The sequence below is a fragment of the Danxiaibacter flavus genome (assembly GCF_041060425.1).
Classification (GTDB): domain Bacteria; phylum Bacteroidota; class Bacteroidia; order Chitinophagales; family Chitinophagaceae; genus Danxiaibacter; species Danxiaibacter flavus.
Genome location: NZ_JAULBC010000001.1, coordinates 1,173,821 through 1,200,520, shown reverse-complemented (window position 1 = coordinate 1,200,520; position 26,700 = coordinate 1,173,821). Strand labels below are relative to the sequence as shown.

17 protein-coding genes are annotated in these 26,700 nt (G+C 41.3%); 6 read left to right on the top strand and 11 right to left on the bottom strand.

The genetic code is table 11. The features are described 5' to 3' along the window. Positions 1–487 precede the first annotated feature (487 nt). The 3 genes from QTN47_RS04565 to glgB all read right to left on the bottom strand — a co-directional run bounded on the left by QTN47_RS04565 (position 488) and on the right by glgB (position 5,031). Positions 488–1,909 (bottom strand): hypothetical protein, encoded by a 1,422-nt coding sequence (locus QTN47_RS04565; protein ID WP_369328143.1) that lies wholly within the window; start codon positions 1,907–1,909, stop codon positions 488–490. 89 nt (positions 1,910–1,998) lie between these two features. Then, positions 1,999–2,604: a YceI family protein gene (locus QTN47_RS04560; RefSeq protein WP_369328142.1), complete on the bottom strand. Its 606-nt coding sequence runs from the start codon at positions 2,602–2,604 to the stop codon at positions 1,999–2,001. A 474-nt stretch (positions 2,605–3,078) separates the two neighbouring features. Continuing rightward, positions 3,079–5,031: a 1,4-alpha-glucan branching protein GlgB gene (glgB, locus tag QTN47_RS04555; RefSeq protein ID WP_369328141.1), complete on the bottom strand. Its 1,953-nt coding sequence runs from the start codon at positions 5,029–5,031 to the stop codon at positions 3,079–3,081. A 531-nt stretch (positions 5,032–5,562) separates the two neighbouring features. Between glgB and QTN47_RS04550 the strand changes: the two genes are divergently transcribed. After that, entirely contained in the window at positions 5,563–8,328 is a 2,766-nt protein-coding gene (locus QTN47_RS04550) for an outer membrane beta-barrel family protein (RefSeq protein ID WP_369328140.1), read from the top strand. A 15-nt stretch (positions 8,329–8,343) separates the two neighbouring features. Then, entirely contained in the window at positions 8,344–9,099 is a 756-nt protein-coding gene (locus QTN47_RS04545) for a GLPGLI family protein (protein WP_369328139.1), read from the top strand. A 243-nt stretch (positions 9,100–9,342) separates the two neighbouring features. Here the strand turns inward: QTN47_RS04545 and QTN47_RS04540 are convergent, their stop codons facing one another. Both QTN47_RS04540 and QTN47_RS04535 read right to left on the bottom strand, forming a co-directional pair. Beyond that, the gene (locus tag QTN47_RS04540; protein WP_369328138.1) at positions 9,343–10,626 is read right to left on the bottom strand and encodes a glucose-1-phosphate adenylyltransferase; all 1,284 of its coding nucleotides are present in this window, start codon (positions 10,624–10,626) and stop codon (positions 9,343–9,345) included. An 11-nt stretch (positions 10,627–10,637) separates the two neighbouring features. Then, positions 10,638–12,056 (bottom strand): glycogen synthase, encoded by a 1,419-nt coding sequence (locus QTN47_RS04535; RefSeq protein ID WP_369328137.1) that lies wholly within the window; start codon positions 12,054–12,056, stop codon positions 10,638–10,640. 216 nt (positions 12,057–12,272) lie between these two features. On the opposite strand from QTN47_RS04535, the gene QTN47_RS04530 reads away from it, so the two are divergent. Beyond that, positions 12,273–13,910, top strand: a complete 1,638-nt coding sequence (locus tag QTN47_RS04530) for an MFS transporter (protein WP_369328136.1) — start codon at positions 12,273–12,275, stop codon at positions 13,908–13,910. A gap of 83 nt (positions 13,911–13,993) precedes the next feature. Then, positions 13,994–14,968: an ROK family protein gene (locus QTN47_RS04525; RefSeq protein ID WP_369328135.1), complete on the top strand. Its 975-nt coding sequence runs from the start codon at positions 13,994–13,996 to the stop codon at positions 14,966–14,968. Between the two features lie 150 nt (positions 14,969–15,118). Here QTN47_RS04525 and QTN47_RS04520 read toward each other — a convergent pair whose 3' ends face one another. From QTN47_RS04520 to QTN47_RS04505, 4 genes are all read right to left on the bottom strand, one after another. Further along, positions 15,119–15,886 carry a hypothetical protein gene (locus QTN47_RS04520; RefSeq protein ID WP_369328134.1) on the bottom strand — a complete coding sequence of 256 codons (768 nt, stop codon included), beginning with the start codon at positions 15,884–15,886 and terminating at the stop codon, positions 15,119–15,121. Between the two features lie 339 nt (positions 15,887–16,225). Continuing rightward, positions 16,226–16,939 (bottom strand): MIP/aquaporin family protein, encoded by a 714-nt coding sequence (locus QTN47_RS04515; RefSeq protein ID WP_369328133.1) that lies wholly within the window; start codon positions 16,937–16,939, stop codon positions 16,226–16,228. Positions 16,940–17,047: 108 nt separating this feature from the next. Then, a complete protein-coding gene (glpK, locus tag QTN47_RS04510) occupies positions 17,048–18,547 on the bottom strand; it encodes a glycerol kinase GlpK (protein WP_369328132.1) in 1,500 nt (499 codons plus the stop codon). Between the two features lie 102 nt (positions 18,548–18,649). Then, the gene (locus QTN47_RS04505) at positions 18,650–20,212 is read right to left on the bottom strand and encodes a glycerol-3-phosphate dehydrogenase/oxidase (protein ID WP_369328131.1); all 1,563 of its coding nucleotides are present in this window, start codon (positions 20,210–20,212) and stop codon (positions 18,650–18,652) included. Positions 20,213–20,446: 234 nt separating this feature from the next. Between QTN47_RS04505 and QTN47_RS04500 the strand changes: the two genes are divergently transcribed. Next, the gene (locus QTN47_RS04500; protein WP_369328130.1) at positions 20,447–21,217 is read left to right on the top strand and encodes a DeoR/GlpR family DNA-binding transcription regulator; all 771 of its coding nucleotides are present in this window, start codon (positions 20,447–20,449) and stop codon (positions 21,215–21,217) included. A gap of 207 nt (positions 21,218–21,424) precedes the next feature. Here QTN47_RS04500 and pdeM read toward each other — a convergent pair whose 3' ends face one another. Both pdeM and QTN47_RS04490 read right to left on the bottom strand, forming a co-directional pair. Next, positions 21,425–22,084, bottom strand: coding sequence for a ligase-associated DNA damage response endonuclease PdeM (pdeM, locus tag QTN47_RS04495; protein ID WP_369328129.1), 660 nt, complete (start codon positions 22,082–22,084; stop codon positions 21,425–21,427). A gap of 127 nt (positions 22,085–22,211) precedes the next feature. After that, positions 22,212–23,489, bottom strand: coding sequence for a metal-dependent hydrolase family protein (locus QTN47_RS04490; protein WP_369328128.1), 1,278 nt, complete (start codon positions 23,487–23,489; stop codon positions 22,212–22,214). 867 nt (positions 23,490–24,356) lie between these two features. On the opposite strand from QTN47_RS04490, the gene QTN47_RS04485 reads away from it, so the two are divergent. After that, complete coding sequence (locus tag QTN47_RS04485; protein ID WP_369328127.1) at positions 24,357–26,687, top strand: TonB-dependent receptor; 2,331 nt, start codon at positions 24,357–24,359, stop codon at positions 26,685–26,687. Positions 26,688–26,700 lie beyond the last annotated feature (13 nt).

Sequence of the window (26,700 nt, the reverse complement as noted above, 5' to 3'; positions counted from 1 at the left end):
AAGCTTTCAGCTTTTATCCTACCACTAACGTTGATCTAAAAGAATGTCTTTATCGACCCGCGATCTTATTTTTGCCCGTAGGGCATAAAGCTCAATAGAGCGAACAACCTATTAGTCCTTCTTGTCCGTAGGACATCAACAAGCCGAAGAATAAGGCAATCGCCTCAGGAACGATTACATAAGCTTTCAGCTTTTATCCTACCACTTAACGTTGATCTAAAAGAATGTCTTTATCGTCTCGCGATCTTAATTTTGCCGGTAGGGCATAAAGCTCAATAGAGCGAACAACCTATTAGCCCTTATTGCCCGTAGGACATCAACAAGTCATAAATTAAGAAAATAACCTCAGGCACGATTTTATAAGCTTTAGGCTTTAGGCTTTCAGCTTTAGGCTTTAGGCTTTCAGCTTTAGGCTTTAGGCTTTTAACAAAAAAAAGCCGGTTAAAGAACCGGCTACATCAAATATACATCGAACCTTGAAAAAATCTTAGAACCCAATGGTGGCTTCAATTACATAACCATTGAATTTTCCGCCGCTGCGCCAGTCAGCTGCAGGGAAATTTTTGTATTGCTGGTTCACCAATTCACCTTTCAACAACACGTTCTTTGTAAGGAACCAACCTGCACTTAAGGCTACGCGGTTAACTGTGATATCACCATTATAGGTAATGGTTGGTGTATTTGCCAGTTTTCCGGATACTGAATTATAACGTGCACCAATAAACAAGTTTTCTGGCCTTCCTATGCTAAATCTGTAAATACCTTCAACTGCATATTGATTCATTGTGCGTTTTACGCTGTCTGTGAATTTTGTATTGGCGCCTGAATACGTGGTACCACTGCATCCTGATGCGGTTTCATATGTACCAAAGAATTCAAAGCCTTTATATTTCAGGAAGCCATTCAGCATAAACGCGTCAACTCTCTGGCTGAATTGTGGATTCAATCTGCCTGACCATGGAATAGCTGTCAACGCCTGCACGTTGCCGTCTGCACCTTTCCATTTTTCCATCACGTTCTGGTAGTTAGAACCGGTTCTGTCGCCCCAATACAAAGTGTTCCATTTATTACCTGTATTTCCATTGTGGTACCAGCTGCCGGAAACACGTACTCGCAAATCTTCGTTCACTTGTTTGTCGAAGCCTGCTTTAAGGATTATAGAAGGCTGTAACTGACCTTTGGGGTTTACAGTGTTCTGCCAAACAGAATCTGCGTAGCCTTTTAAAGTACCGCCTGTAATTCCAAGCACTCCAAATAATCCGTTTTTCTGTACAGTAATATCACCACCTATTTCTGTTGTGAACGCATCCATAATGTAGTTATCCATAAAGGCATTATAAAGCACATGTCCGCCATCAGACCTTCTGAAATGCTGATCACCATAGTTCACATCATACTCACCAATTTTAATGGTGGTTACTTTCATAATATCATCCCATATTTTGCCTTTGAAGGGAAGTTTATCAAATTGAATGTATCCGCCTTTTACCCAGGTTTCATTGTGGTGACGTGAAGACAGGTAACTTGTAACATTCAGGCGAATACCATCCGCAAGTTGCGCATCCAGGAACAAATTGGCCTGTGCAGTCATGAATGCATCTGAAATGGGATATAGTTTATTCACGCCCTGGTTGTCCTGCGCGTCCGGATTTTTATGTTTCAGGTTTTGAAACTGCTGGGTGAAAGATGCACCAAACCGGATCTTCATTCCATCATAAGGTTTGTTGTAATCTTGTTTACCGGTTTCAAAAACGTTGATACCTTTTTGATCGTAAGAACGCCAGAAACTGGGTTTTCCGTAGGAAAAATCTTTTGAGTCTTTTGTGGTGTCTTGTGCAAAAGTAGCTAGAGGTAATCCTACCATCATTAAGAGAGCAGCACGAGATAGTTTTGTGCGATTAGGTTTCATAAAATTCATTTTGTTGAATGGTTGTTGTTTCTTGGCCACGGGTTAACCCGGGAATAATCTTGGATAAACTGGATTTAAAAAGGGGCTTATTACGGTTTAAATACTATTTCATATCGTAGTGTAACCTCGTCGGCTGTTTTAATGGCTCCGAACATCAGAGATGGCGGTTCCACTGAGTAGTCAGTCATTTTTAATTTGTATGCGCCTTTAACATTAATGCTTTTATCGCCTGCCATTACTCCTACCGCTGTAAGCACCACATCGCGGGCTACACCAGAGATAGTAAGTTTTCCTGCAGCTGAAAGATTGTAGGTGTTGCCACTAGCCGGAGCGATAGTAGTTTTTACTGCGTGAAAAACAATGGATTTGAATTTGTCTGTTTTCAAAGCTTTGTAAGCGTTTTTATCCAGACCGCTTTTCTCGCTTTTTAGCGTTTCCACGGGTACGGAAAAATTTACGTTAGCTAAATCTGTCAGTAAATTCGTGGGATTTGTTGTTATCACAGCTCCTCCGGTCGCACTGGAAGATTGCATTGACCAGTCGTGGATATTGGATGTACCTTCTATAGTCATCTTATTGGTAGTAAGATGGTATTGAGTTTGAGCTTTTCCTGAAAAAGATATGAAAGCGAACGCAGAAGCGAGTAAGGAGTAGTTTAGTAGAGTTTTGAAACTCCTGATAATATTCATTTTCATAATAATGGTGTTTAGTGATGCACGATGTTTAAATCAGCACAAACGTAGAACAGAAAACACCCCTGTGAAATGACGTTTGTTTCATGTTATTATGATACAGTTCATAAATAATTATGACAAAAATCATTTTCTTGCATGACGCATTTATGAACCCTTTGCCCTGCAAGGCTTGTAAGGATTGACACATAAATAAATCTTCTCACCACATTCAAATCATTTATTGAAAAAATTCGTATTAGTGGCATGAGGAACTTCAGCTTACTATAATATCAGCAAGAAAAAATAAATGACAATAAATATCTAATGCCGTCTTTTAATGATGCCAGATCAAAGACATTTATCAGCGTTCAAAAAATAGCTCCGTATGGATCTGGAATTACCGGTGTTCGTTGTTTTGTCACAATTGACTTCAGGGCATAAAAAAACGGGAAGAAGACTTTCAGCGCCTTCTTCCCGTTATATGAGTAGAGCAAATTATTTTATCACAATGCCGGACAATGGTGGCAATTGTAAGATCAGCTTATATTTTCTTGTTTCCTTTTCGACCAGTTCCGTTTTTATTTCAGGATTGTAAACATCCCCGCTTCCCCAATATTGAGGAGAATCACTGTTGAAGATCTCTTTCCAGGTGGACTTACCATATACATATATTTCCCAGTTATGCCTTACCACAGGTGTCATGTTCAATACAACAACCACATCATCTTCCGGTTTTAATCCGCGGCGCTTGTAAGCAATAATACATTCGCTTCTATGATCAAGATCTACCCATTCAAAACCGCCGGGTAAAAATTGTTTTTCATGCAATGCCGGCTCCTTCCGGTAAAGTTCATTTAGCTGCTTAACACAATAACGCATGCCACCATGACTCACATGTTGCAACAGATCCCATTGAAGTTCACTTTTATAATTCCATTCGTTGGTTGCTCCAAATTCATTACCCATAAACAGCAACTTTGCGCCAGGGTGGGTGAACATATATGTATATAATGTGCGCAGGTTCGCAAATTTCTGCCATTCATCGCCTGGCATTTTGTACAACATAGGGCTTTTACCATGAACCACTTCATCATGACTCAAAGGCAACATAAAATTCTCGTCATAGAAATACATCATACTGAACGAAAATTTATCCTGGTAAGCAGGTCTGAAAATGGGATCAATTTTAAAGTAGTCCAGCGTATCATGCATCCATCCCATCATCCATTTCATGCCAAAACCTAAACCACCTTCGAATGTAGGCTTACTGATCTGCGGCCAGTCTGTAGCTTCTTCAGCAATGGTTTGTATGTCCGGGAAATCGCGAAACAATGTTTCATTCAGGTCTTTCACAAAAGCAATAGCTTCCAGGTTGCCATTTCCACCAAAGGCGTTTGGCTCCCATTGACCTTCATTACGGCTGTAATCAAGTCGGAGAATCGAACTTACTGCATCAACCCTTAATCCGTCTATGTGAAATCTGTCGCACCAGAACCGCGCGCTGCTTATCAGAAAACTCTTCACCTCGCCTCTTGCATAGTTAAATATGTAACTGTTCCAGTCCGGATGATACCCTTTGCGCATATCCGCATATTCGTAGGTATGGGCTCCGTCAAACATAAACAAACCGTGCGCATCATAGGGAAAATGCGAAGGCACCCAATCAAGTATAACACCAATGCCTGCCAGGTGAAAAGCTTCTACCAGTGCAGCAAACCCTTGGGGACTTCCGAAACGGGATGTCGGCGCAAAATACCCTGTTCCCTGGTAGCCCCAACTGCCGTCGAAGGGATGTTCCATTACCGGCATCAATTCCACATGTGTGAATCCCATTTCCTTTACATAAGGAACAAGACGCTCGGCTATCTGGGCATATGTATTATAAGACTCTTCGTCGTTTTTATCAGGCCGCATCCAACTTGCAAGGTGAACCTCATACACGCTCCACGGGGCATTCAGTGAATTGTGCTTTTTACGTTCTTTCATCCATGCACCGTCATTCCATTCATAATAAGTCCCCCATGTAATGGACGCGGTGAGCGGTCTCTTTTCCCATAAGTGACTAAAAGGATCGCCTTTGTCAACCGTTATTCCATTCGCTCCGTGTATATGATATTTATAAGACTCTCCGGCGGGAATATTAGGAATAAATCCTTCCCAGATCCCGGAATTATCCAACCGTACATATAGCTTATGCGCCTGATTGTCCCAATGATTGAAATTACCTATAACACTTACCTGCGTGGCATTAGGCGCCCAGACAGCAAAATAAGTTCCCCATGTTTGCAAGGACTCTATTTGTTTGTTCCCAAACAATTCATACAACCTGTAGTGCGTGCCACTCTGAAAGTTCCTGATATCTTCGTCTGAGAACAATGAATAATTCCATACCGGTTTAGAACTGTCAACAAAATGTATATCCTCGTACTTTTCGTGTGTCTGTGGCATAAGGAAGATTTTTTTTTTGAAAGGTTACCCGCGGCTATGCTTATCCAAGCGGGCAGTCTGCAGAAAAACACAATACAGATTTACCGCTTATAACTGAATGATTACCATTAACGTAAAATTAGGACTATTAAGGCGCAATTTTTAAGGAAATAAAAGAAATTGCCAAGCATATTTTTCTGATTTAGAGAACAATAATTTTTTTTCGAAACTGTTTATGGAAAAGAAAAATATCCGCATCTCTCATAATTAACTAAACGTTTACCTTTAACTAAATTTTTAGTTATACATTTGAGACAACATTACCTCCGGGAAGGAATACTGATCGGAGAGACCTTATCATAACGTTATACAAACCGAAATAATGCACTGCGAAGAGTGACCCGTGCGAATGTGTTTCTTCATTATTTGCTATGTGTAACACTACCCCATGTAACACATTTTTAGATGCAAAAAAAGTATTAGCCGGACCATTAGAATAATCCTTGTAAAAACAAGCGTGTGCTTTTTGCGCCGCAACAAAACTACCACCAAATGAAGAGACTTATTGCGCTGTTACTATGTGCAGGTACCTGTTATTGTGCCCATGCCCAAAAAGCAACAATTAAGGGGTCCATACGGGATACCACTAACAAAACCAACCTTGTTAATACAACTATTACCCTATTGCGATCATCAGACTCATCCCTTTATAAATTTACGAGGAGCAAACAGGACGGCTCCTTTAATTTCTCGCAGCTTGATTCCGGCCAATACGGCATTTTAATCACCCATAAAGGATATGCTGATTACGCAGATCATATTTCTCTTCAAAGCAACAGCAATCTGGACCTTGGAAAAGTGATGCTTACGCTGAAAGCTAACCTGCTGGCGGATGTGACTGTTCGTTCGCAGCTGGCCGCTATCCGCATGAAGGGCGACACAACAGAGTACACTGCCGATAGCTTTAAAGTAAGGCCCGGAGCTTCTGTAGAAGAACTGCTAAAAAAAATGCCCGGCATTACCATAGATAAGGATGGAAAGATTACTGCGCAGGGTACCAATATTGAAAAGATTTTGGTGGACGGTGAAGAATTCTTTGGAGACGATCCAACCGTCGCAACCAAGAACTTGCAGGCTGATGCCATTGACAAAGTGCAGGTATTTGATAAAAAGAGCGACCAGGCTGCCTTTACCGGTATTGATGACGGGCAAAGCAAAAAAACCATCAACCTCAAGTTAAAGGAAGATAAGAAGAAAGGCTATTTTGGAAAGATAGACCTGGGCGGCGGGTTGAATGACCGATGGAACAATAGTGTAATGTTCAACCGGTTCAGGGCGAAAAAGAAATTCTCGGTATACGGAATTGCCAGCAGCACTGGTAAAACAGGCTTGAATTGGGATGAAAACTCACGCTACGGCGGCGGGAGCAATATTGATTACAACGAAGATTTTGGCTATTACTTCTCCTCCGGAAGCGGTGATGATCTTAGCTATTACGGTGACGGTTTGCCAAAAAGCTGGGCTGCAGGTGCTAACTACTCTAACAAATACAATAATGATAAACAGAATATAAATGCCAGCTACAGATTCAATAAATTGAATGTAGAGGGCGTTGGTAACACAATTACGCAATCTCTCACCAGTGATACCGGCAAAAACGGAGCATTTTATAATACAGAAGCTCGCAAAACTTTCAGCACGAGATTCAGACATTCAGTCAGCGGAATTTATGAATACAATATAGACAGTGCCACGTCTTTAAAATTAACATTGAATGGTTATAAAGGACAGTCTTCCTCTTATTCGGAATACGCCAATGTAAACCTCAATGGTTATGGCGACACGATATTGAGAAGCGTCAGAAAAAATACATCTGACGGAGAAAGCGACAATCTCAAAATAACAGCATTGCTGCGTCATAAATTTAAAAAGGCGGGCAGAACGATATCGCTGAATGTTGATCAGCTAACAACTAATTCAACATCGAGTGGTTATCTGTATGCACTTACATCCAAACCAACTGAAGGGATATGGAAAGATAGTCTTACCGACCAGTTGAAACAGAATAACCAGCATATTTCAACCCTAAACACCAAACTGGTTTACACCGAACCACTTGCCCAGAGGGTATTCTGGGAATTGAGCTACGCGATTAGAACAAACAAGAATGATGCGGAAAGATTGTCCTATAACAAATCCGCCGGAGGAAAATATGATGATCTTGCAGACACTTTGAGTAATCATTACAAGTTTGATGTGCTAACCAATACGGCGGGTACGGCATTTAGGTACAATGGTAAAAAGTTAACGGCGTCTGCGGGATCAGATGTTGCCTTCCAGAACTTTAACCAGGAAGACCTTTTTAAAGACACAACTTTTACAAGGCATTACACCAACTTCTTTCCAAGAGCCAACTTGCAATACAAGTTCAGCGGAAGCTCAAGCCTGCGTTTAAATTATAATGGAAGTACCACGCAACCTTCTATCAACCAGATTCAGCCGGTTGCAGACAATACCAATCCGTTGGTTGTAACAGTCGGTAACCCGTTATTGAAACAAGCATTCAGGCACAGTTTTGATTTTGGTTACAACTCTTATAAAGTACTTAGCCAGCGCGGTATTTACATGTATGGTAATTTCAGTACAACCAGCAATGCCATAGTGCAGTCTACATACATTGATCAAAACGGTAGAACTGTTTATCAATATATAAATACCAACGGCAACTATAATACTTACTTCGGTAGCGGCTATGGTATGAAAGTGAAGAAGTTCGATTTCCGGTTTAATGTAGGCCTCAATTTCAACGCATCACAATACACCAATTTTGTGAACAATGTGAACAACGTAACCAAAAACTACGCACCGGGCATGAACTACTCTTTTAGCAAATCTAAAGAGAAGAAATTTGATATCTGGTACTACGGAAATACCAACTACAACTACTCGACATCATCTGTCAACTCCAGTGTAAAAACAAATTACTGGACGCAATATCACAACCTGAATATCAATATTCAGCTACCTGGCAAGTTTGAATTGAACAATGAGCTGGAAGTAAATCTTCGTCAGAAAACAGTGGTGTTCGACAACAACAACAACGTGTTCTTGTGGAATGCTTACATAGGCCGCAAATTATTGAAAGACGACAAGGGTATGATCAAATTTTCTGGCTATGACATTCTTAACCAGAACAAAGGTTATAATAGAAATATCAGCTCAAGTGTAATGACTCAATCAAATTATCAAACCCTCACAAGGTATTTCCTTTTAAGCTTCGTTTGGAACTTTTCAAGAAACCCGGCTGGAGCAAACTAAAAAAAAACTAAAAGAATGAAACAGATCATATCAACAATATTCGCACTGCTGTTACTGTGTACCGTTAAAGCTCAAGATGTATTTATAACAAAAGGAAAGATTGAGTACGAGAAAAAGATCAATCTTCATAAAACGATAGATGGCATGGCCGACGGCGAGGACAGAGCATGGCTCGAATCTTTTAAGAAAGTAACACCACAGACATATACAGCTTACTTTGATTTATCCTTCAATGACGATAAAACATTGTACAAACCAGGACGCGATGTGACGCCACCGCAAAGGGTGAACGACTGGTTAGTTGGTCCAGCCAATGAAAACATTGTGTATTCAGACCTTGACAAGCATCAAAACATAGCACTAAAAAAAGTCTATGATAATACGTTTCTGATTGATGACAGCATCAGAAACATTAACTGGCGCATTACGATGGACACGCGCACGATAGCAGGTTTTGAGTGCAGGAAGGCTGTTGGCATTATTATGGATTCTGTATATGTTATTGCATTTTACACGGATCAGATCATTCCTTCCGGAGGTCCGGAATCATTTACAGGTTTACCCGGAATGATCCTCGGAATTGCAATCCCGAGACTAAATACAACCTGGTTCGCCACAAAGCTTGAGCTGATTGATGTAAAACCTGAAAGCCTTGTTGCTCCTAAGAAAGGAAAAAAGATTACCAATAAAGAGCTGCAGGTCCAGTTAAAAGAAGCGATGAAAGACTGGGGAAAAAATGGCACAAGAAATGCCTGGTTAAGCGGAATTTGACGATCAATTCGAAATAATTATTAACAATATTCCTCTTACCCTTATTTAACGTGATTTTGATCGGGGACGTTGCAAAGGCAACGTCTCTTTTTTTGTGGATTTTGATTGATGAAAAAACAAATGCACATCTTGCGATGTGCATTTGTTTTTTGGGGTGCAACGTTGGGGGCGTTGCAACCGTTGGGACGTTGCAATTGTAGAGACGTTGCAATGCAACGTCTCTACGCGTACGCGTAAATTAAATTATATCACAAACCCGTTTGGCAAAACCGCGCCTTTTTTAACAACAACGATACCTTCTTTAACGGTGTACAATGCATGATCAGTATTTTCCAGATGCGGCCCACCATTAATGCGTACATCGTTTCCAATACGGCAATTTTTGTCAATAATGGCATTCTTGATATAGCAACGATCACCGATGCCTATCATCGGAATTCCCTTAGATGAATAGTCAGATATCTGCTCCAGGGTTTCGTAATAATCGTTACCCATAATATAACAATTCACCAGTGTTGTTCCATGCCCAACTCTTGCTCTGATGCCTATAACGCAATTTTCTACCCTGCTGGCCATAATTATTGACCCATCTGCAATCACTGTTTTCTCCAGCGTGCTGCCGCTGATCTTTGCCGGAGGCAACATTCTGGCGCGGCTGTATACCGTTCTGCTGTTATCAAACATGTTAAACGGCGGTATATCCTGCGTTAAAGCCAGGTTGGCTTCGAAGAAGGAATAGATATTTCCGATATCTGTCCAGTAACCATCATACTGGTAGCTGACTACTTTGTATTTATCGATGGAGTGAGGAATTATTTCTTTACCAAAATCCGTAGCATCGGGATATTCATTTTTTAGCAGATCATCAAGCGCACTCTTGCTAAAAACATAGATACCCATAGAAGCAAGATAATTTCTTCCTTCTCTGCGCATTGCATCGCCGGTATCACTAACCCACTCGCCTAAGATATCCTTTTTAGGTTTTTCTATGAAAGACGTGATATAATTGTTTTCATCTTTTTTCATGATACCAAATTCAGGAGCATCCCTGTCGCCTACCGGTATTGTGGCGATCGAGATGTCGGCACCTCTCTTTTTGTGCTCCGTGATCATTTCTGCAAAATCCATTTGATACAACTGGTCGCCACTTAATATCAACACATACTGGTATTCATTATTGGCAATGTGTCTCAGCGATTGTCTCACCGCATCGGCTGTACCCTGATACCAGCCCTGGTTTTCAGGTGTCTGTTCGGCTGCCAGGATGTCTACAAAACCATTACTGAACGCGCTAAACTGGTAAGTGTTTTTAATATGCTTGTTCAAAGATGCCGAGTTAAACTGCGTCAGCACAAACATTCGGTTAATGTTTGAGTTGATACAGTTACTGATCGGAATATCAACCAGCCTGTATTTACCGGCAATCGGCACAGCTGGTTTTGAACGGCTTGCTGTAAGGGGGTATAACCGGGTTCCCGCGCCACCTCCAAGAATTACTGCTACTACGGAATTTGCTAGTGAAAACATATGACACGTTTTTATTTTAAACTTTTATAAATGTTTAGGTATTGCTGAACTGAATGTTCCCAGCTATTGTCAAGGTTCATCATGTGCTGTCTCATCCAGTTAAGATGCGTTTTATCTTTATATACTTCAACTGCCCTGTCAATTGAATAAGTAATGTCCTGAACACTGGCATTATTGAATCTTATGCCCCAGCCTTGCCAATCACCCATGTCAACAACCGTATCACGCAGGCCGCCCGTATTTCTCACCACGGGAACGGTTCCGTATTTCATAGAGTACATCTGGTTAAGTCCGCATGGCTCAACCCTGCTTGGCATCAGCAGAAAATCTGCTCCCGCATACATGTTATGGCTCAACGTTTCATTATAACCAATAACTGCGTGGTAGTTGCCATTGAACTGATGATTCAGGCTACTCAGCTGCCATTCAACATGCGTTTCTCCACTACCAAGGATCAGGAAGTTTACACCGTTAGATGTTGCATACATGGAAGACATAATAGCATCAGGCAAAACATCAGCAGCCTTCTCTCCCACCAGCCTTCCTATAAATATAACCAAAGGTTTTTCCGGATCAAGATTAAACTCTTTACATAAAGCAAGTTTATTGGCCTCTTTGCCGGCGTTCACTTCATCAATGGTATAGTTTTTTTGGATGTACTTATCAATTGCAGGATCCCATACATCTGCGTCAATGCCGTTAAGGATACCAACGCATTTACCCTTTTCATATTCAAACAGCGCTTCCAACCCGTTTGCACTTTCGCGCAGTTCCTGCAGATAGCTCCAGCTTACTGTGGTCACTTTCCAGGCGGATTTAATACCTGCGGCCAGTGGATTGATCACACCGCCCCATTCAAGCAAACCACTTTTCCAGGCATCCCATCGCGGAATATAAACGCTTTTATCCCAGGTCATCCATCCCTGGTATTGCGCATTGTGAATAGTAATAACAGAAGGTATACCGGATAATTTGTAGCTGTAATCAATACAATATTTCATCATAAAGGGAATTAACCCTGTATGATAGTCATGACAATGTACCACATCCGGCTTATGTTGCCAACTGTTCAACCAGGTTATTACTGCAATCTGGAAGGCAACAAACCTTTGAGTATCGTCGTCATAACCATATATTTTTTCCCTGTTGAGCAAACCGTCTATGTCAACAAGATAAAGGTCAAATCCAAGAACATTGTGTTTTTCTTTGATGATTGTAAAGTCAAACCACCAGTCGCCAAGATTGGCCCTTCCTTTAAAATCAACCACCCATTCATTCTTATAAAGGAACCTGGTCTTATACATAGGCATAACCACTTTGGCGTTATGCCCCATTTTCACCTGGTATTTTGGTAAAGCCCCCACCACATCTCCCAATCCACCTGCCTTTGCCACAGGATAACATTCTGCCGATACATGTATTATTTCCATTGAATGCTTTGAAGATTTACGTAATAAAAAAGAATAATATTACATACTTTTTTTGAGCGAAAAAGATTTTGTGTAGCCGAAACAATATGCTACTTAAACCCTACGACAAGTTAACGCGTCTTATCTATATAAAGGCTAAAAACATATAAAATTTTTTCGGAACTAAATTGTGGATTACTTTCGGCAATCTTTTTAAATCTAATTGAATTGATTGACATGAGTGAAACATTAACAACCACCCCGAAAACAATTAAAACGAACAGCGGAGCGCTTGCCACGTTGGTGATCGTATTCTTCTTCTGGGGCTTCATAGCAGCCAGCAACAGCATTTTTATCCCCTTTTGTAAAACGCATTTTAAGTTAACTCAGTTCGAATCTCAATTGATAGGATCTGCTTTTTATGGAGCTTACTTTATTGGCTCCCTGGCGCTGTATCTTATATCCAGCGCTCTGGGTTATGACATCCTGAACAAAATCGGTTACAAAAAAGGTATCATCTACGGTCTTGCAATTTCAGTTGTGGGTGCATTAGGTATTATTCCTTCTGCGAACATGAACTCATTCCCGCTTATTCTTGCTTCGTTTTTTATTGTGGCACTTGGATTCTCACTACAACAAACTGCGGCACAACCTTTCGCAATTTCTCTTGGAGATCCTTCTACAGGTTCGCACAGGCTTAACCTTGCCGGCGGCGTTAACTCATTCGGAACGACATTAGGACCAATCATTGTGAGCTTCTTCCTGTTTGGATCAGTTGGCGGCGAACAAACCAATGTTACGGTTACGAATGTTAACACACTTTACATGATTGTTGCTGCGGTATTTGCTGCGGTAGCCTTGTTCTTCACCTTTTCTAAATTACCGGATGGCAAGGATGATTCGAAATTTGAAGCTTCTCATAAGGCTTCAAAATCGCTTATCACCATGACTGGTTTAATCATTGCAATTATCATTGTAGGCCAGTTGACGAATATTCAGAAATTGCCGTTATTGGTACTTACATTGATCATGGTAGTGTCAATTCTTTTTTATTCAAATAGCCGCGCCATTAAAAACAGTGAAGGTTGGGGAGCGATGAAATATCCTCAGCTTATCTATGGTATGATCGGCATATTTGTATATGTAGGTGTTGAGGTTACTATTGATAACAACTTCGGCGCATTGTTAAAAACTCCGGGATATCTTACACCCGAAGGATTGGATGAAAGCAAGATCTCCAAGTTCGTTTCTCTCTACTGGGGAAGCCTGATGATTGGTAGATGGACCGGTGCTATTGGTGTTTTCAACCTTTCTGAGACGGGCAAGAAGATTGCTACAGTTATTGTTCCGTTTGTAGCCTTCGGCGTGATTTTATTTGTGAACCATTTGTATGGCAACACCATCGGTGAATTGCTGCCTTACACTATTTGTATAGCTGTTGCCATTGCTGCGTTCCTTTTTGGACAGGAGAAACCGGTAAAAACACTGCTTACCCTCGCTTTATTAGCAACTGCATTAATGCTGACGGGTGTGTTCACCAGAGGTATTGTGTCGGTGTACTCATTTATAGCAGGTGGCTTATGTTGCTCTATCATGTGGCCATGTATCTTCTCTCTAAGCGTTGCCGGACTTGGAAAATATACCAGCCAGGGTTCAGCGTTCCTCATCATGATGATTTTGGGTGGCGCTATTATCCCTCCATTCCAGGGTGCATTGGGTGATATTACCAAACCTGATGGCACACACTACATGCACCAGTCTTACCTGGTAGCAGCTGCCGGTTTTGCATTCCTTGCATTCCTCGCTGTTAAACTAAGATCTGTACTGAAGGCACAGGGTCTTAACTTTGACGAGCAGATCGGCGGAGGGCACTAATTAATCCTTTGTTTTAGGAAACATAGTTTTTATCTCCCTTCGTTATTTAGCGAAGGGAGAATTTTAATATATAAATTCAAATTATGAGCAGCACAATCTCACCCTCCCTCGAAGCATTGGCAATTGGAATTGACATCGGAGGAACCGGTACCAAATTCGGCATAGTTGATAAAGTGGGTAATGTTTTGTTTTCGAGTGAGATCTCCACAAAAAAGCACAAGACGATTGAAACTTTTATTGATGAACTGTATGACAGCCTGAGTGTCCTGATTCAAAAAGCTGGCGGGATTGGCCGTATGAAGGGTATTGGTGTAGGCGCTCCTAACGGAAATTTTTATACGGGTACAATAGAATATGCTCCAAATCTTCCATGGAGAGGTATTATTCCTTTGGCAAAATTGATACAGGACAAATTTCAGCTTCCTGTGGTTTTGACCAATGATGCTAACGCAGCTGCTATTGGAGAAATGATGTATGGTGCAGCAAAAGGCATGAAAGATTTTATTATGATAACGCTTGGAACCGGCGTAGGAAGTGGCATTGTAGCCAATGGCCAATTAATCTACGGGCATGATGGATTTGCGGGTGAATTGGGACATACCATTACTATTCCGGACGGTCGCTATCATGAAGGAACCGGCAAAAAAGGCTCTCTGGAAAGTTATGCATCAGCTACCGGCGTTAGACTTACAGCGCTTGAAGTAATGGAGCATACAGACAAACCAAGCTCTTTGAGAGACCTGCCAAAAGATGAATTGAATTCAAAGCATGTTTACGATGCAGCAATGCAGGGTGATGAAGTAGCAAAAGAAATATTTGAATATACAGGTAAGATCTTAGGTATGGCGCTGGCAAACTTTGTTATGTTCAGCAGCCCGGAAGCGATCATTCTTTTTGGCGGTTTAACAAAAGCGGGCGACCTGATCTTGAAACCAACAAGAGAGCATATGGAAGCTAACCTGATCCAGGTATTTCATAACAAAGTGAAGATACTGGTAAGTCATCTGAAAGAATCAGACGCAGCCATTTTAGGAGCAAGTGCCCTTGCATGGGAATAGAGAGAACTTAATTTATGAGGAATAAAAAGAAAGCAGGAAAATCACTTCCTGCTTTCTTTTTTAGGGATATGTGCAGATGCATGCAGCTCCCTTAGGGATACAGTTACACAGGGTTTCGCAGAGAAGACTCCGGGCTATTAATGAATCTACCTAGAAGATATTCAGCGCCAGTTGAATGTTGGCATGATTCAATTCAGGATTCCACATTACCATTGCCGATACAGGGAGCGCATAAGTTCCCAACACAACCGTTTTGGATGCAGTGAAATTTATGTTGACGATATTTGGCTTGCTGCTATAAAAATTCGCGTCGCAGCCGGTTTCCGGTTTTAAGGCGAATGCACCGCCGATTCCAAAATCAAGATTTACCTTTTTACTTTTTAAAACAGGATAACCCAACTCTACATACGTCGAGTAACGGTTCTTATCATTCTTTGAATCTTTGTCACGTCCATACAACAATGTTGCCCAGCTTGCTTTTAGGGGAAACTTTCCCTGCAATTGATAAGTCACGGAGAGATCAAGAATATGGCCGCACTGACCATCTTTGTAATTAAATACTTCCTTATTGTTCCAGGTAGCATTTTCTGAAAAATTATAAATATCCCAAAATGCGGCAGTGAATCCTTTTTTGGTATAAGACAGGTAATAGTCGAACTCTTTATACACGCCGGTAAAGCCGGCAGCGCCCCAAACACCTGCCTTCCATTCACCGTTTTTCGTTTTGACACCGAGATCCACATCTGCCAGGGCAGTATTGCTTACCACATAGCCACGCCATAAATGCATATTCTTTAGCTGCATGGTAAAATCAACAGGGTTAAATGCAGAGGCCTTCTCGTCATTCGTCTGCGCATGCAGCCTGCTTGCCAACACCATACAGAACAGGCACCCTGCTAAAAAGTGTATTTTTCTCATGATATAAAATTTTAACCACAACCAGCACTTTTACCGATTCTAAACCCACTCTATTATAACCCATTTTTAAAAGGCATGACCCGGCCATTCACGAGTTCGCGTTCTTGTAAAAAACACGTAACAGGTGTACAGACAACTACTTACCTGGCAATACAAAAACAGCCAGACAAGACCGGTTAGCAATAAAAAGGTTCGATTATAAATGAGTGAGTTCTGCACGAATAATGTATTCGGCAAGAAGGAAATGGTTGTAGTTTTTTAAAAAGAAGGGATTAAAGAGATCAATACCGCCGCAATAAAATGATGCAGTAATCACGAGCGGTATTGATGAAGACTCATTTATTGAAGCAACGCAAATACCAGTGCGGCAAGAGCAGCTCCGGTAATTGGTCCTAAAATGGGTATCCACGCATAACCCCAGTCACTACTCCCTTTGCCTTTCATCGGCAACAGGGCATGCATAACGCGGGGACCAAAATCACGGGCAGGATTAATAGCATAGCCAGTAGTTCCACCTAATGATAAACCTATGGCAAACACAAGTATTGCGACAGGCAAAGGCCCTAAAGCCGCAAGCCCCTGCACATTTGATCCCGCGCCACAATAGAGGATAACAAATATTAGGACGAAGGTGCCAATGATTTCACTCACAATATTACTAAACGGGTTACGAATGGCAGGACCTGTCGAAAACACGGCCAATTGTCCTCCCGGATCATCAGAAGATGCATCGAAATGATCTCTATAAATTATCCATACCAGGAATGCACCAACCATTGCCCCAAGAATCTGAGCAATGATAAATGGCAGTGCATTTGCCCACGCAAACTTTCCTGCAACGGCCAGGCCGATGGTTACGGCCGGGTTCAAATGAGCGCCACTTGGCGCCGCAACAATTACACCGCAGAATACTGCAAATGCCCATGCGGTTGTAATAACGATCCAGCCGCCGTTATGTCCTTTAGTACCTTTAAGAACAACGTTGGCTACTACACCATCCCCTAAAAGTATCAGGACCATGGTGCCTATAAATTCAGAAACAAGGAGGTTCATATTGATTGTTTTTATGAAGCTGTCAGCTATCAGCTATGAGCTATCAGCTTTTATTGTTTCAGGTTAACAGAAATTGAAAACTGATTATTGACAAACAATTCCATATCGTTATTCCTCGACCCAATTTTTGGATCTTTCGACAGCTTTCTTCCAATAGCGAAGCAAGCTGCAAACATCTTCTTTTTTCATAGAAGGTTCAAACTGCCTGTCCACCGCCCATTGATGTTTGATCTCATCTATATCTTTCCAATACCCTACAGCAAGACCTGCAAGATAAGCCGCGCCCAAAGCAGTTGTCTCCAACACTTTTGGCCTGATTACATTGCTGGAGAAAATGTCTGACTGAAACTGCATCAGCCTGTTATTGGCAACTGCTCCCCCGTCAACACGCAGCTCGACTGTTTTTTTACCGCTATCAGCTTCCATCGCTGATAGTAGCTCATGCACCTGGAAAGCTATACCTTCCAACGCTGCACGTGCAATATGGGCTGCAGTAGTTCCGCGGGTGATCCCAAGAATTGCACCACGCGCATATTGATCCCAATGAGGCGCACCAAGCCCGGTAAGAGCCGGAACAAAATAAACACCACCATTATCAGGAACTGATTCCGCCATGGTTTCACTTTCTGCAGAGTTATCAATGATTTTCAAGCCATCACGCAACCATTGGATAGCCGCTCCGCCGACAAACACACTTCCCTCCAAAGCATAAGTTGTCTTACCATTTATTGTCCATGCAACAGTAGTAATAAGATTATTTTTTGATTGAACTGGTTTATCGCCGGTATTCATTAACAGGAAGCATCCTGTACCGTATGTATTCTTCGCCATACCAGGTTCTACACACATCTGGCCAAACAATGCAGCTTGCTGATCACCGGCAATGCCTGCAATCGGAATTTTTGTAGCAAATAAAGTTGTAGCAGTTTCACCGTATATTTCGCTACTCTGTTTCACCTCCGGCAGCATATTGGCAGGAATGTTGAAAATGGATAACAGATCCTTATCCCACTCCATTGTGTTAATATTAAATAACATGGTGCGGCTGGCATTTGTAACATCGGTAATATGCATTTTGCCGCGTGAGAATTTCCATGTAAGCCAGCTATCAACAGTACCAAAACACAGCTTACCTCTTTCAGCTCTGTCGCGTGCACCATCCACATTATCCAGTATCCATTTTACTTTAGTAGCAGAAAAATAAGCATCGATCACCAGTCCTGTTTTTTCGCGGATCTTCGCATCAAGTCCCTGCGCTTTTAATTCATCACAATGCTTAGCCGTTCTTCTATCCTGCCACACGATTGCATTATAAATAGGAAGGCCTGTTTCTTTATCCCACACAACAGTCGTTTCACGCTGATTGGTTATACCTATGGCAGCAATTTCTTTACCGGTTAAATTAGCCCGGGCAATGGCTTCGGCAGCAACAGAAGATTGGGAATACCAGATTTCACTTGCATCATGTTCAACCCATCCTGGCTTGGGAAAAATCTGTTCAAAAGGTCTTTGGGAAAGTGCAACGATCTCTCCTTTGTGATTAAAAACTATCGCGCGAGAACTCGTTGTACCCTGATCAAGCGCCAGGATAAATTTCTCATCTTTCATATGGAAGTTTTATAGTTATAAAAATGGCGCACCGCAGCGATCTCTTCACGCAAACAATAAATATAAGACGATAATAAAGACATGCGATGAAAGCCTTAAGTTTTAATTTAACAGATAGCCCCGGGCTATTTGATCGAATGAAGCAATCTGTTTAAGCACCCAGTCTTCATCATGCCCAAGTTCTTTTGCAAGCACTTGTGCCACTGCAGGCGCAGCTTCTATGGCTGCATGTGCATCTGTAAACAACAAGCGGCATCTGCGTGCAAGCACGTCTTCCACGCTACGGGCAAATTCATATCGTGCAGCCCAGGCTACTTCAGCTTTTGTATAGCCATATTTTGCTGAGAGTTTTTCGTTCATCCCAGGCTCTTGTTCCATGATCTTTTTTACATCAGGGATATCTGATCCGTACACATACAAGTGATCCGATCTGTCAACATTTTCGGCGTAGCCATGGATTTTGAAATGTTGCGTTACACACGGTTTAAACTCAAGCCGGGCTGTTGCGATCGTTTTATCAACAGTATCCTGCGCCATGCGCCGAAATGTTGTCCACTTGCCTCCTGTAATGGTAACAAGCCCGCTTCGGGACACAATTATTTTATGATTCCGGGATATTTCTTTAGTGCTTTTACCTTCACCCTGAGGAGCAGCCAAAGGTCTTAATCCGGCAAACACAGAAAGCACATCGGCTCGTGTAGGTTTGCGTGTTAAGTAACGGCCTGCTGTTTGAAGGATAAATTCAATTTCCTGCTCCAAAGCATGTGGCTCAAGTTCGGGATGATCACGGAGCGTGTCGGTTGTTCCTACAACCAGTTTATCATGCCAGGGAACTGCAAATAAAACACGGCCATCATCTGTTTTCGGGATCATCAATGCACTTTCTCCGTCGAGAAATGATCTTTCAAAAACCAAATGGACACCCTGACTGGGGCGGACCATTTTTTTTCCTGCGGGATTATCCATCATCAGGAGATCATCAACATAAACCCCGGTAGCATTGATTACGGACCGTCCTTTAATTTTAAAAACTCTTCCCGTCTCGATATCTTTAACTTCAACCCCGGCCACTTTGCCGGCATTGTCTTTGTTTAATCCTACAACTTTTGCGTAGTTCATAATCACCGCGCCCTGTTCAACAGCACTTTGTGCGATATTCACCGCCAAACGTGCATCATCAAATTGCCCGTCGTAGTATAACACACCACCTTTTAAACCTTTCTGCTTAATTGTAGGCAGTTGTTCAATAGTCTTGCGTTTGTTGATGTATTTCGATTTTCCAAGGCTCAGCTTTCCGGCGAGCATATCGTAAAATTTCAGACCGACCGTATATAAAACATTATCAAACCATGAATAATTGGGTATAACGAAAGATTGATTTTTGGTTAGATGAGGTGCATTTTTCAATAGCAATCCGCGTTCGTGACAGGCTTCACGCACCAATCCAATATCCCCCTGGGCCATATACCGCACTCCGCCATGAACCAGTTTCGTACTACGACTTGATGTGCCTTTCGCCAGGTCAGCTTGTTCAAATAATACGGCGGAATATCCGCGACTTGCCGCATCCAATGCAGTGCCCAGACCGGTTGCGCCTCCGCCAACAATTATAAAATCCCAAACCTCATCATTTTCTATCCGGTTGATTATTTCGCTTCTCTTCATAATTTGCATTTTGAAACAATTCGAAACACTTTAGAAACATTTCGAAACAAAAATAATTACTATTTATTTCTAAAAGATGATATTTGTTATGTTTTTCAAAAACACGGGATTATCTTGAGAATAAAACACAATAGCGGAACAAAGAGTTTAAATAATTTTGCTTTGAGATGAACAGCTGATGATAGCTCAGTCAGCCAGAATACATAAAGAAAGAGATTTACTAAAAAGAAAGCGATGATGAAACTGTCCATGTCTAAAAGACACGCCTATATTCTGGATAAACTTTCAAAAGAAAAAGAGATCCGGGTCATTGACCTTTCGGAAGAGTTGGAAGTTTCGCCGGTAACAATTCGAAAGGATTTAAAACAGTTGGAAACAAAAAAATTACTTTTTAAATCGCATGGCAGTATCACGCAGCAAAATCCATATATCCAGGATATTCACGTCAATGAAAAGGAGCTCATTAACATCGATCAAAAAATAAGAATAGCCCAAAAAGCTGCTGAATTAATCGTACCAAATGATGCCATCATTATTGCATCAGGCACTTCTGTTTTACAACTTGCATTGCTCATTGAGGCAAAAGAGCAATTGACTGTGTTAACGTCAGCAATAAATGTGGCAATGGCGCTCATTAAAAAACCGGATATAGAAGTGATTCAGCTCGGGGGAATTATCAGAAAAACATCAACTTCTGTCAGTGGACCGTTCGCTCAGCAAATGCTTACACAATTTGCCTGCAGTAAATTATTTCTGGGTGTGGATGGCATAGATATTCAATATGGCTGCACGACAAGCAATATGATGGAAGCCAATATTAACCAGAGTATGATACAGGCTGCCGAAGAAACCATTATTCTTACAGACTCATCCAAGTTCGGTAAACGTGGCTTTGGCCGCATTTGCAATTTTGACCAGGTTGACAGGATTATTACCGACTCCGGCGTAAGTGAACGGACAGTGAAATCTTTGGAGGATATGGGGGTTGAGGTGATGGTGGTTTAATGTACGATGTTAGGTGTGCGGTGTACGATGTTAGATGTATGGTGTTAGATGTGAAAAAATGTCTGATGTGTGATTTTTTGATGTCTGATTTATTTATCGCTGACATAACTTTCTGTAGAACAAACACCAATATTCGAAAGATAAGCTGATGGCTCATAGCTGAAAGCTGACTGCCACCTGAAACCTGATACCTGACACCTCGAGTCCTCACACCTCCATCACCTCATTCTCCACAATTGCAAATACCTTTTCTCCGGCTTTTGGCTTTATGGTATACAACCCCGTGAAAGCACTGAAAGCGGGTAAAATAGCATGAGTGCGCGTAAAATGATAACAGGCAAAACGAAGCGCCTGCCTGCTTCCGCCGGTTATTAATACGCCGGGATGAATATGTCCACAGAAGTAAAAAATCTCATTCTCTGTTTCATCATTGCAAGACTCCTGATCATGCACAAAACAAAACTTACCTATTAACAACTGCTCATCGAAAAGCCGGATGTTTGCTCTTTTGTAAAAGTCATCACGTAAAATATCATGGTTACCTTTTATCAAAAAAACATCGAGCCACTCAAGATCATTTCGCCACCGGATAAAAAGTTCAATTTCCTTATTTTCTACACTATGAAACATGTCGCCGGCTATAATCAGTTTCTCCACGTTATACTGCTGTACAAGACTGAATAACCGGTGAAGATCATTTTTGTACACTGTCTGGGGAACTGCAATACCGGCTTTGCGGAAATGCCCGGTCTTACCCAAATGCAGATCCGCGACTATAAGTGCTTTCTCTTCTTCCCAAAACAATGCACGTTGCGGCAAAATATGAAATGTATTGCCATAAATACTATAACGAACCGCTGAAGCCATAAGGGTGCAAATATAGGTGTCAGGTTTCAGGTTTCAGCTATCAGCAATTAGCAATTAGCCATTAGCTATCAGCATGGGATCAAGTAAGATGGAAGATTTGCTACGGAAGTGTATAACAAAGAACAGATTATTCTTGTTGCAACTTGTATATTTTTCCATCTTTCATGATCAGTTTTAATTTTCTTATGTCGCTGATGTTGTTGACAGGATCACCTTCGACGGCGATGATGTCTGCATACAGGCCGGCTTTTATTCTTCCGATAAAATCGCTATAGCCAAAAACATCAGCATTAACAGAGGTCGCACTTTTCAATACATAGAATGGTTTCATTCCGTATTCTACCATTGCTTCCATTTCCCGGGCATTATCGCCGTGCGCGTAAACACCAACATCACCACCAAAACAAATCGTTACACCCTTTTGAAGGGCCAGTCCAAAACTTTTTCGTTTTTCTCTTATGCGATCGGGCTCCGGCATTCCTTTTTTCCATCCTGCATATTCACTTACTGCTATGTCTGCTGAAATGGTTGGACAAAGCGGGACTTTGTTTTTAACCATTAAATCAAATACTTCAGCAGTTCCATTATCGCCATGTTCAATTGTGCTGATGCCTGCCAAGACAGACCTGCGCATCCCTTCGGCTGTTGTGGCATGGGCAACAACTTTTCTTCCACTTGATGAAGCTACAGCGACTACAGCTTTTAATTCATCAACCGTAAATGTTGGCTCAGCTGTTTTATTCAACCCCCAATTAAAATCTGCATACACTTTAATTACATCGGCACCGTTTCCGATCTGGGTACGTACTTCTTTTGTCAGTCCTTCAACCCCATCTGCTTCAGCTGCACCCTTTATGATATTGTGCGCATTATTTTTCAGCTTAGGTTCATAACTACCGGTTGCCACAATTGCACGTGTCGCAACAATCATACGCGGACCGGGGATTATACCTTTTTCAATTGCGTCCTTAAGGCCAACATCGGCATATCCGGCACTTTCCGTACCTAAATCTCTTACCGTAGTAAAACCGGCCATCAAGGTTTTTTCTGCGTGAACAACAGCGCGTGCCGTACGTTCAGCAATTGATTCATTTAGCACTTGTTGGTCCCATTTCGTTTCATTGTAAGGATGCAGAAATAAATGTGAATGTCCTTCTATCAAACCGGGCAAAATAGTACAACCAGGCAATTCAATCCTTTTAATTACTCCATCCAGGTGAAAATCTTTTTCGTTACCGGTAGCTATAATTTTATTGCCTTTCACTGCCACAGCATAGTTTGCATATATTGCTTCCCCGTCAAAAAGGCGATCAGCTTTTATAACCACAATTGTATCTGACTGTTGTGAAAATGCAGAGAATGCACCTGTCAATGACAGTAATATCCATGTAAATATTTGTTTCATAAACAGCATCAAAAATGAAATGGCAAAATACAATTTTCGCGACGTGTATGGAAGTGAAAGGGAATTTAAATAAAAAATCAAATTCAGGTGTAGGGGTAAACAATCAATCAGTTGTCAATAGTACAATCATCACCGGTAGTAATTAAATACATCAAAGAATCAACAAATTAAAGCAGCCGAAGTTGAAAAGAAAAATCTTCAACCTATTGTCAGACATCCATATGTTTGGTAATGACGGTAATACATATTTCAACAAGGTGTGTAAATTTTAAACAGGGTACGCAAACTATTACGTTGTAAAAAATGATTTTTGACCATTTTCTATTTCAATGTCGTTTAATTAAGAGTTGGCAATATGCAATGCGTGTACAATGCCATGATCAGGTTAATATTCGTGAGACCTCACCCGTCTTGCCAATGACAGATTAAGGCTGTTTTTTCATTGCCGTCTGCTTCAGCTGACGGAAAATGAAACTAATTGAATATGGCTTAGCCACACAATCGATTTTTGGGCTAAAGCCCGGTTTAAAGATAAACCACTGTCCGTCTGCTAAAGCAGATGGCAATGAATCGGAGTCAGTCGGTGTGGTTGTGACAGAGTCCTGTCATTACATCTTTGATTGTGACAGCCAAACCCCCAGTCGAGCTGACGATGCGGTTTCACACTTGCACATTATTATGCACTTGTTACTAGTGTGGTTGTGATTACTTTTTCTGATCAGCCAGGATCGTTATATAGATAATAGGAGACATCTCCCAAAGTTGATGATGCCTGCTTAACTAAACGAGGTTGGTTTTCCATTTATCATTTTGTTTACAATTGACTAACAAATTAAAATTATGTTTGCGCCCATTAATTAAAACAACATGAAAGCAAGCAAGACAAGGCTTTTGATCACTTCGCTCGCGTTGTTATTTTTTTCCCTGCAACTTCACGCCCAGGAAAAATTTACCTTCAGCGGATCGGTTAAATCAAAGACGAAAGGAGAAAGTATTATCGGCGCATCAGTAAAAGCTTCAGGAACAACTTTCGGAATTACCACTAACGATTACGGTTTCTTCTCAATAAGCCTGCCATCAGGAAAATATACATTTGAAATAGGCGCGATAGGATTCTCGCAACAATCCATCGATGTAAATCTTACCAAAAATGTTGAACTGAATATTTTATTGGAAGATGAAGCCGCTGCTCTTGAAAATGTTACTGTAACATCAACAACCAAAGGCAGAAGCCTTAGTAGTGCTCAAATGGGAATGGAGCACATCTCCATCAATGACACAAAAAAAATCCCTATGCTGCTAGGGGAAAGAGATGTGTTAAAAGCTATTCAGTTGCTGCCCGGTGTAAAGTCTGCAGGCGATGGCAACGCAGGTTTCTATGTACGCGGCGGTGCGTCTGATCAAAACCTGATATTACTCGACGAAGCGCCCGTGTATAATGCATCACATTTACTTGGTTTCTTCTCTACGTTTAATTCAGATGCCATTAAAGATGTAACCTTATACAAGGGCGGCATGCCGGCACAATATGGAGGAAGACTTTCGTCTGTAGTAGATGTTAAGATGAATGATGGCAATAACCAGGATTATAATGTGAGTGGTGGAATTGGTTTGATCTCTGCGAAACTGAATATTGAGGGACCTGTTCAAAAAGACAAATCATCTTTTCTTGTTTCTGCAAGAAGAACGTATGCAGATGTATTTTTAAAGCTATCCCCCGATTCATCTATCAACAATAACTCGCTCTATTTTTATGATCTTAATGCTAAGCTTAATTATATACTTGGCAAAAAAGACAGATTGTATTTGTCAGGGTATTTCGGTAACGACAATCTCGGCGTAGGACAAACTTTTGGCATCAAATGGGGCAACGGTACCGGAACCTTAAGATGGAATCATATTTTTAGCAACAAGCTTTTTTCTAACACTTCTATTATTTTCAGTAATTACAATTATAAAATACGCATACGCAACGGCGGTAATGATTTCTCTATCTTCTCGCAGCTACAAGACTGGAACCTGAAAGAAGAGTTTCAATGGTACTTAAACAATAAGAACAACCTTCGCTTCGGAGTGAATGCCATTCATCACACAATAACTCCCGGTGAGATTACTGCATCTGCAACATCGGGCATAAATAACACTGCGTTTCAGAAAAGATATTCATGGGAGAATGCAGCTTATGTTACCAATAACTGGAAGGCTGCCGACAGGTTGAATATTACCTACGGATTAAGGCTAACTGCATTTAGTATAATAGGCCCGGGTGATTTTTACAATGTTGATAGCAGCGGAAAAATTACTGATACGTTACATTATAAATCAGGCGAAGTTGCAAAAACATACTTCAATCTCGAACCGAGATTAGCAGCAAGTTACCAGTTAAATGCAACATCATCCGTTAAGGCTTCTTATGTGCGCAACGTACAAAATCTTCACTTACTTTCTAACTCAACATCCAGCACGCCAACGGATAAATGGGTTGCAAGTAATAATATGATCAAGCCGGAAATAAGTGATCAATTCTCTGTTGGCTACTACAAAAACATTGGATTGATGTATGAATTGACTGTTGAAGCATATTACAAAAGCATGCAAAACCAGATTGACTATCGCGACGGCGCGAACATTTACAACAATGATGCCATAGAAACACAGCTATTGTATGGTAAAGGAAGGGCGTACGGTATTGAATGGTTGTTTAAGAAAAAGGCTGGAAAATTCACGGGCTGGTTAAGCTATACTTTATCAAAATCTGAAAAGAAGATTGACGGCATTAATAACTTTCAATGGTACAATGCAAGGCAGGACAGAACGCATGACATTGCTATTGTGGGCATTTATCAACTCAACAAAAAATGGAGCTTATCAGCCAACTGGGTGTATTATACCGGAGATGCTGTAACGTTCCCAAGCGGCAAATACAAGGTTGATGACCGTGTTATCTTCTATTACACAGAACGCAACGGATATCGCATGCCAGCGTACCACAGACTTGATCTTGGCGCCACACTTCAGCTAAAGAAAACAAAGAAATTTTCGTCAGAGCTGGCATTCAGTCTGTACAACGCATATGGAAGGGAGAACGCTTACACGATCACTTTCCGTGAAGGAGAAAATGACCCCAATAAAACAGAAGCAGTGCAAACTACATTATTCAAATGGGTGCCTTCTGTCTCTTACAACTTCAAATTTTAACGCTTAACTTTTT

Excerpts from the sequence above, each read along its gene's own strand:
- QTN47_RS04505 (WP_369328131.1), bottom strand. The coding sequence starts at position 20,212 with ATGAAGAGAAGCGAAATAATCAACCGGATAGAAAATGATGAGGTTTGG.
- QTN47_RS04515 (WP_369328133.1), bottom strand. The coding sequence starts at position 16,939 with ATGAACCTCCTTGTTTCTGAATTTATAGGCACCATGGTCCTGATACTT.
- QTN47_RS04550 (WP_369328140.1), top strand. The coding sequence starts at position 5,563 with ATGAAGAGACTTATTGCGCTGTTACTATGTGCAGGTACCTGTTATTGT.
- QTN47_RS04545 (WP_369328139.1), top strand. The coding sequence starts at position 8,344 with ATGAAACAGATCATATCAACAATATTCGCACTGCTGTTACTGTGTACC.
- glpK (WP_369328132.1), bottom strand. The coding sequence starts at position 18,547 with ATGAAAGATGAGAAATTTATCCTGGCGCTTGATCAGGGTACAACGAGT.
- glgB (WP_369328141.1), bottom strand. The coding sequence starts at position 5,031 with ATGCCACAGACACACGAAAAGTACGAGGATATACATTTTGTTGACAGT.
- QTN47_RS04560 (WP_369328142.1), bottom strand. The coding sequence starts at position 2,604 with ATGAAAATGAATATTATCAGGAGTTTCAAAACTCTACTAAACTACTCC.
- QTN47_RS04485 (WP_369328127.1), top strand. The coding sequence starts at position 24,357 with ATGAAAGCAAGCAAGACAAGGCTTTTGATCACTTCGCTCGCGTTGTTA.
- QTN47_RS04490 (WP_369328128.1), bottom strand. The coding sequence starts at position 23,489 with ATGAAACAAATATTTACATGGATATTACTGTCATTGACAGGTGCATTC.
- QTN47_RS04520 (WP_369328134.1), bottom strand. The coding sequence starts at position 15,886 with ATGAGAAAAATACACTTTTTAGCAGGGTGCCTGTTCTGTATGGTGTTG.
- QTN47_RS04535 (WP_369328137.1), bottom strand. The coding sequence starts at position 12,056 with ATGGAAATAATACATGTATCGGCAGAATGTTATCCTGTGGCAAAGGCA.
- pdeM (WP_369328129.1), bottom strand. The coding sequence starts at position 22,084 with ATGGCTTCAGCGGTTCGTTATAGTATTTATGGCAATACATTTCATATT.
- QTN47_RS04540 (WP_369328138.1), bottom strand. The coding sequence starts at position 10,626 with ATGTTTTCACTAGCAAATTCCGTAGTAGCAGTAATTCTTGGAGGTGGC.
- QTN47_RS04530 (WP_369328136.1), top strand. The coding sequence starts at position 12,273 with ATGAGTGAAACATTAACAACCACCCCGAAAACAATTAAAACGAACAGC.
- QTN47_RS04525 (WP_369328135.1), top strand. The coding sequence starts at position 13,994 with ATGAGCAGCACAATCTCACCCTCCCTCGAAGCATTGGCAATTGGAATT.
- QTN47_RS04500 (WP_369328130.1), top strand. The coding sequence starts at position 20,447 with ATGATGAAACTGTCCATGTCTAAAAGACACGCCTATATTCTGGATAAA.
- QTN47_RS04565 (WP_369328143.1), bottom strand. The coding sequence starts at position 1,909 with ATGAAACCTAATCGCACAAAACTATCTCGTGCTGCTCTCTTAATGATG.